The 5506-nt window shown below is 69.3% G+C and carries 5 protein-coding genes and 1 pseudogene; 2 read left to right on the top strand and 4 right to left on the bottom strand.

Translation table 11 applies throughout. The annotated features are described in order from the left end of the window. Positions 1-295: 295 nt before the first annotated feature. The 3 genes from KBI5_RS23625 to KBI5_RS28925 all read right to left on the bottom strand — a co-directional run bounded on the left by KBI5_RS23625 (position 296) and on the right by KBI5_RS28925 (position 3397). On the bottom strand, positions 296-649 hold the full coding sequence (locus KBI5_RS23625; protein WP_051623920.1) for a hypothetical protein: 354 nt from the start codon (positions 647-649) through the stop codon (positions 296-298). Between the two features lie 1201 nt (positions 650-1850). Continuing rightward, positions 1851-2426 carry an HhH-GPD-type base excision DNA repair protein gene (locus KBI5_RS23610; protein ID WP_023842136.1) on the bottom strand — a complete coding sequence of 192 codons (576 nt, stop codon included), beginning with the start codon at positions 2424-2426 and terminating at the stop codon, positions 1851-1853. 761 nt (positions 2427-3187) lie between these two features. Next, a complete protein-coding gene (locus tag KBI5_RS28925; RefSeq protein WP_085016516.1) occupies positions 3188-3397 on the bottom strand; it encodes a MarR family transcriptional regulator in 210 nt (69 codons plus the stop codon). 152 nt (positions 3398-3549) lie between these two features. On the opposite strand from KBI5_RS28925, the gene KBI5_RS23595 reads away from it, so the two are divergent. Further along, positions 3550-4425, top strand: coding sequence for an NAD(P)-dependent oxidoreductase (locus KBI5_RS23595; protein ID WP_035734135.1), 876 nt, complete (start codon positions 3550-3552; stop codon positions 4423-4425). Beyond that, positions 4422-5261, top strand: a complete 840-nt coding sequence (sigJ, locus tag KBI5_RS23590; protein WP_085016515.1) for an RNA polymerase sigma factor SigJ — start codon at positions 4422-4424, stop codon at positions 5259-5261. The genes KBI5_RS23595 and sigJ overlap by 4 nt, the downstream gene beginning before the upstream one ends. Before the next feature lie 96 nt (positions 5262-5357). Here sigJ and KBI5_RS28250 read toward each other — a convergent pair. Further along, positions 5358-5450: pseudogene (locus KBI5_RS28250) on the bottom strand (Fe-S cluster assembly protein HesB); the annotation flags it as partial. Positions 5451-5506 lie beyond the last annotated feature (56 nt).

The raw sequence follows: 5506 nt of genomic DNA, 5'->3' as shown, positions 1-5506 counted from the left end.
GCGGAACCAGCCCCTCCACGCCATCGCCGAATACTTACGATTCGAGTCCCCTCACCAGCTCCAATGACAGGGCTTTCAGGATTGTACCGCGTTACCGGTCGCCATTCTATTAGGATATAAAAATTCGTCGGCGTGTCGGCCGCCAGTTGACCGACAGGCGAGAAAGTGTCGCTTTTTGTCGGAGGATGCAGGTGCGCCAAGTCGAAGTGAAGTACTCGGTGACCGACCCGGCTACGGTCACGGCAGCGCTTCGAGCGGCCGGTGTGGACCTCACCGATCCGGTGTTTCAGGATGATCAGGCATTCGCGCCGGTGGCTCGCACCGTGTGCAGGGTGTCGAACCACACGAACGCCCCGGTCAGGGCCAGGGGTGCCAGCAGCGCACGGAACTCGGCGTTCTCGTTGGTCTTCGCGTCGATCTCCCGCTGGCCGACCATCGCCCCGGCGCCGGGGGAAACGACCCCGAGCAGGTGAACCTGGCTGCCATCGGCACGTGTCGCCCCCCGGCCGGTCTCCCGTCCACCGCGTACGCCCGCACCGGGAACAGCCGCACCACTGTTCACGTCCACCGCCCCGGGCGGGGACGCCGCGGTGCCAGCGACCACATCCGCGAGATCAGCCGGCATGTCGGCGAGCGGCGAGTCAAGCAACGCGACCGCAAGCGCCTGATCGTCGGCCCTGTCGAGGAACCGGCGGATCGTCGACTAATCCGGCAGCAGATGCCCGCTCCACGAATTCCACGGCAGCCGTAACCGGACCCGCTCCGCCCACGTCGTGGCCGCCAGCCATTCCGTCACCACCACGCTCGCCGGCACGTCGCCGTCCGATGCAGCTCCACCGTACGGCGCACCATCCGACGGCGCACCATCTGAGACACCGTCGGCTGCCGCCCGCCACCGGACGCGGCGTGGGTGAGGCGGAAGCGGTAGCTGGCGGCGGTCTGGCCGGTACCGAAACGGTTCGTAACGCAATGCGATGACCTCGGTGTCGCAGCCGCCGCAGCGCAGCACCTCGGCCATCTACACGGGAGTTATCGCCTCCGGATCGTCGACGATTAGCCGGGCGCCCCGCCACCGTTGCGTACAAGGTGGCCGGGGCCGTCTGGTCCGTCACGCGTCACTCTTCTCGGAGGCGGACGGGCGCGGCGCGAGCGGGAGCGAGTGTGGCGAGGGCCGCGGTGGGCACGTCCGGTGTGGGTGGGGTGAGCCCCCCGAGACTCACCCCACCCACGCCGAAGGCCAGTCATCGCTGGCATGCGGCGGTCACTGGCCGAGCCGTCGCCACCAGGCACTGATGGACGGCGGTCGGCTGCGCCGAGCCGCGACCTTGGCTGAGGCTGCGGCTCAGCCGTCGTCGTCATCGCCGTTGATGGTGGTTGGGTTCACGGCCGCTCCCTTCTGCCGGGATCGGGACTCGCGGTCACGGCGAACATCCGCCGGCCGGCCCGTCACCCGGAGGGCGACCGTCAGCGCACGGGCGCACGCTGAGCACGAAGCGAGAACGAAAGCCCGCGCCCAGCACCGCACCGCCAGGGGCTACAGACATCACCGCCGACACGAGCCATGGACGTCACCGACCGACGGCGTCACGAACGGCAGGCGTCACGAACGGCAGGCGTCACGAACGGCAGGCGTCACGAACGGCAGGCGTCACGAACGGCAGGCGTCACCAGCAGCCGCGGAGGTCACCGACGGCGGGCGTCACTGGTCCCAGTCAGTCTCGGAAAGAACGAGTGGGCGCCGGTTCCAGGAGTGCCGCGAACGCATGTTCGTGGGATCAAAGTCGAGCAGGACGCCTGGCCGACCCCGGCGGCACGGACCGCACCCGCCCGGCGGCGGGGACTGACCCTCGTCAGCCCGCCTGTGCCTTGGCGGCGGCCTTCATCGCCTTCTTGTACTCCCGGACCTGGTCACGGGTGGCAACGTCAGTGATGTCCGCGATGGAGCGGAACGTGCCCTCGTCCCCGAACGGCGCGGAGGCCTCCCGCCATCCCGGTGGGGTCACGCCAAGCTGCTTGCCCAGCAGCGCCACAAAAATCTTGGCCTTCTGCTGACCGAACCCCGGCAGCGCCGCCACCCGCCTCAGCAGTTCCTTACCGTCGGCCGCGGTCGTCCACACGCGGGCCGCGTCGCCGTCGTAGGTGTCCACGATGAGCTGACACATGGCCTGTACCCGCTTGGCCATCGAGCCAGGGAACCGGTGCAGCGCCGGCACCTGCGAGAAGATCGCGCCCAGGGCGTCAGGGTCGTACTTCGCCAACTCCTCCGCATCCAGCGGCTGGCCGAGGCGTCGGGTCAGCTCATGGGGCGCGGCAAAGGCACGCTCAAGAGGAATTTGTTGATCCAGCACCATCCCGATCAGCAACGCCAACGGATCGCTCGTCAGCAACTCGTCCGCCTCGGCGATCTGGCTCAGATGCAATCCCACGCCAACACCGTAGCCGACCGCATCGCATCCGCCGCCCGGTCGTTGATCAGGTTGTGTAGTCGGTGTAGTCCCGACAGGCGGCGTAGTCGTCGGCATCCAGGTAGTGGCACCAGGGTGACTGTGAATCGGGGAAGCGAAGTCGACTGGTGCCCTTCCAACTCGCAACCTCGACGTGGCGACCAAGATCCCTCACGGTCCATGTCGGCCCGAGGTGCCCGAGGGCAAGAACGCGGTGCAAGCGGAGAGATGGACGTTCTGGTAGTCCAGGAAGACAGCGACTCGTGGGGTCATGACGTAGCCGACCTCGAAAAAGGCCCCGCCAGTCCCGGAGGACGGCGGGGAGTAAGTGGCTCTCTGGGCCGTCAAACGCCGGCACGGTCGCCCGCTGCCGACCTTCGCTCCAGCAGCCGCCAACCGGATCGTGACGCTACGCAGCCAGGCCGGCGCGGACCGTCTCGTTCCACTGAACCCGTCGAGCGCGGGCCACTTACCCAGGCACCGGCCCCGCCGAAATCGACGATCACCGTCGTGTGGTTCACCGCCGCGCGTCCGACGTCGTCCGCTCGTCTCATTCGATGAACCGCGGCCGAGCCAGAGACACCCCGGCACCATCCACCTCGGCGACCCCGTCCCCTCGGGCGGTCCCCGCAGCTGGGTAACCGGCGCGATGCGCCAGGCTCCCGCTCAGGGCTGGGCGAGGCGGGTGACGAAGTCGGCCACGATCGCCAGCTCGGCGTCGTCGTAGCGGCCGAGCGACTCCATCAGGCCGGCTCCCTTGGAACCGTAGAACGCGCCCAAGTCCGCGGCGATCCGCTCCCGGCGCGGGACAGGATGGCCTTCCTCCGGTTCTCGGCGGAGCGCTCCCGGCGGACGTGACCGACGCGCTCGAGGCGGTCGAGCGCTCCGGTGACAGTGCCGGTCCGCAGGCCGCTCAGATCGGCCAGCCGCCCTGGTGTCAGCGGTCCGCGCATCTCGCGCAGTGTCAGAACGGCGCGTCGCTCGTGCCGAGTTCGATCTCCTTCGCCCCCTCGTGGCTGTAGAGGACCGCTCCTGCGATCAACCGGACGACCGTGGCGAGGACGTCCGTATGTCACGATCAAGGGGGGTGCGTCGTCAGATCGGCATGAGTAGGATTGTGATCACCGGATCCACTGGCGTCATCGGGCGGCGCGCCATCCGGGAGCTGCACGCCACCGGCCACCACGTGAGGGGCGTAACCCGGTCCGCGCCCGGCCGCGAGCGGCTGGCCAGCCTTGGGGTCGATGCCGTCGACGCCGACGTCTTCGACGAGGCTTCGCTGAGCCGGGCCTTCGACGGGGCGGAGGTCGTCATCAACCTGTTGACCCACATCCCGAGCGCCGATCGTATGGCCGACCCGTCAGCCTGGGCCGAGAACGACCGACTGCGCACGAAGGCGTCGGCGGCGATCGCACGGGCGGCCCAGGCCGCCCGTGCGCGCCGGCTCGTCCAGGAGTCGATCGCGTTCGTCTATGCCGACGGCGGCGACGCGTGGCTCGACGAGGACGCACCGCTCGCGGGGGGCGGCGTGACAACGTCCGCGCTGACCGCCGAGGATCACGCGCGCGAGATGTTCGACGGCGACACCGTCGTGCTGCGCTTCGGGCTGTTCCTCGGACCGGACAGCGGCTCCACGCTGGCCACTGTGGAAGCCGCACGGCGGGGAACTTCGATCGCGGCCGGACCACCCGGCGCCTACCGGCCGACGCTCTGGCTGGAGGACGCGGCATCGGCCGTCGCCACTGCACTGAGCGTCCCCGCCGGGACCTACAACGTCGCTGACGCCGACCCACCTACAAACGCCGAGATCGATGCCGCGTTGGCCGCCGCCGTCGGGGTCACGGCACTGCGGCCGAGGACGCCAGGGGACGGGCCGATGAGCCGCTCCCAGCGGGTGTCGAGCCGACGGCTGCGCGAGGCGGGCGGCTGGGCGCCGCGCCTGCGCGCGGGTACGGAGATCTGGGGCCGGATCACCACATGACCATTCTGGAGCGCTTCACGCAGGCACGCCCTCGGCTGCTACGGCTCGCATACAGCGAGCTCGGTGACCTCGGCGAGGCCGAAGAAGTGGTCCAGGATGCCTGGCTGCGGCTCGCGCGCGCGGACCACGCGGCAATCGAGAACCTGGATGGCTGGCTGACCACGGTCGTCGMTAGGCTCGCCCTTGATCGCCTCCGGTCCGCTCGGGCGCGCCGCGAGATCTACGTCGGCCCGTGGCTCCCAGAGCCGCTCGGGTCGGGTGACCCGGCAGACCGTGTCACGCTCGACGAATCCGTCAGCTACGCCTTGCTAGCGGTGCTCGAGCAGCTCTCACCGGCGGAACGCACGGCGTTCGTGCTGCACGACGTGTTCGACATACCGTTCGGCGAGGTCGCCGAGGTGGTCGGCCGCACGCCCGAGGCAGTGCGGCAGCTCGCGGCGCGTGCCCGCCRCCACGTCAGGCGCGAGCACTCGCGTTTCGTGGCCTCGGGTGAGGAGCACGATCGCGCCGTACGGGCGTTCGCGCTGGCAGTGGCCGAGGGCGACCTCGGCGGTCTCCTCGCCGTTCTCGACCCGGATGTCGTCTGGAGGTCGGATGGCGGCGGTCACGCGGTAGCGGCACGCAGACCGCTGCACGGCGACATTCGGGTCGCGCGAGCATGGGTGGCGCTTAGCCGCAGGCTCGACCACCCGATCGAGACCACGCTCAACGGGCAACTCGGGCTGGTGATCCCGAGTCACGACGGCCACCGCGCAGCGCTTTCGTTCGCGGTGAGTGACAATCGGATCACGCGCATCGACGTGGTCCGCAATCCGGAGAAGCTGCGACGAATCTGAAAAGCATGGGGACGAGGCGCTGAGTCGCACCGAGCGCGACCACTCTCCCGCGCTCCACCCGAGAGATGTTCCAACGACGTTCCTTGTTTATCCGGCTTGCTGGTCTAGGACCATGCCCACCAGGAGCGCCAGGGGGTCCTCGGTGATGAAGGCGTCCGCCTCTGGATCGCCGGACAGGTGCAGGCCCATGCCCGTCAGGGTATCCACGACGAATACCCCGCCGGACTGGTGCGTCCGGCGGGGTG

Origin of the sequence: Frankia sp. KB5 (assembly GCF_002099325.1) — a bacterium.
GTDB lineage: Bacteria > Actinomycetota > Actinomycetes > Frankiales > Frankiaceae > Frankia > Frankia casuarinae.
This window is presented reverse-complemented; position numbering and strand designations above follow the sequence as displayed.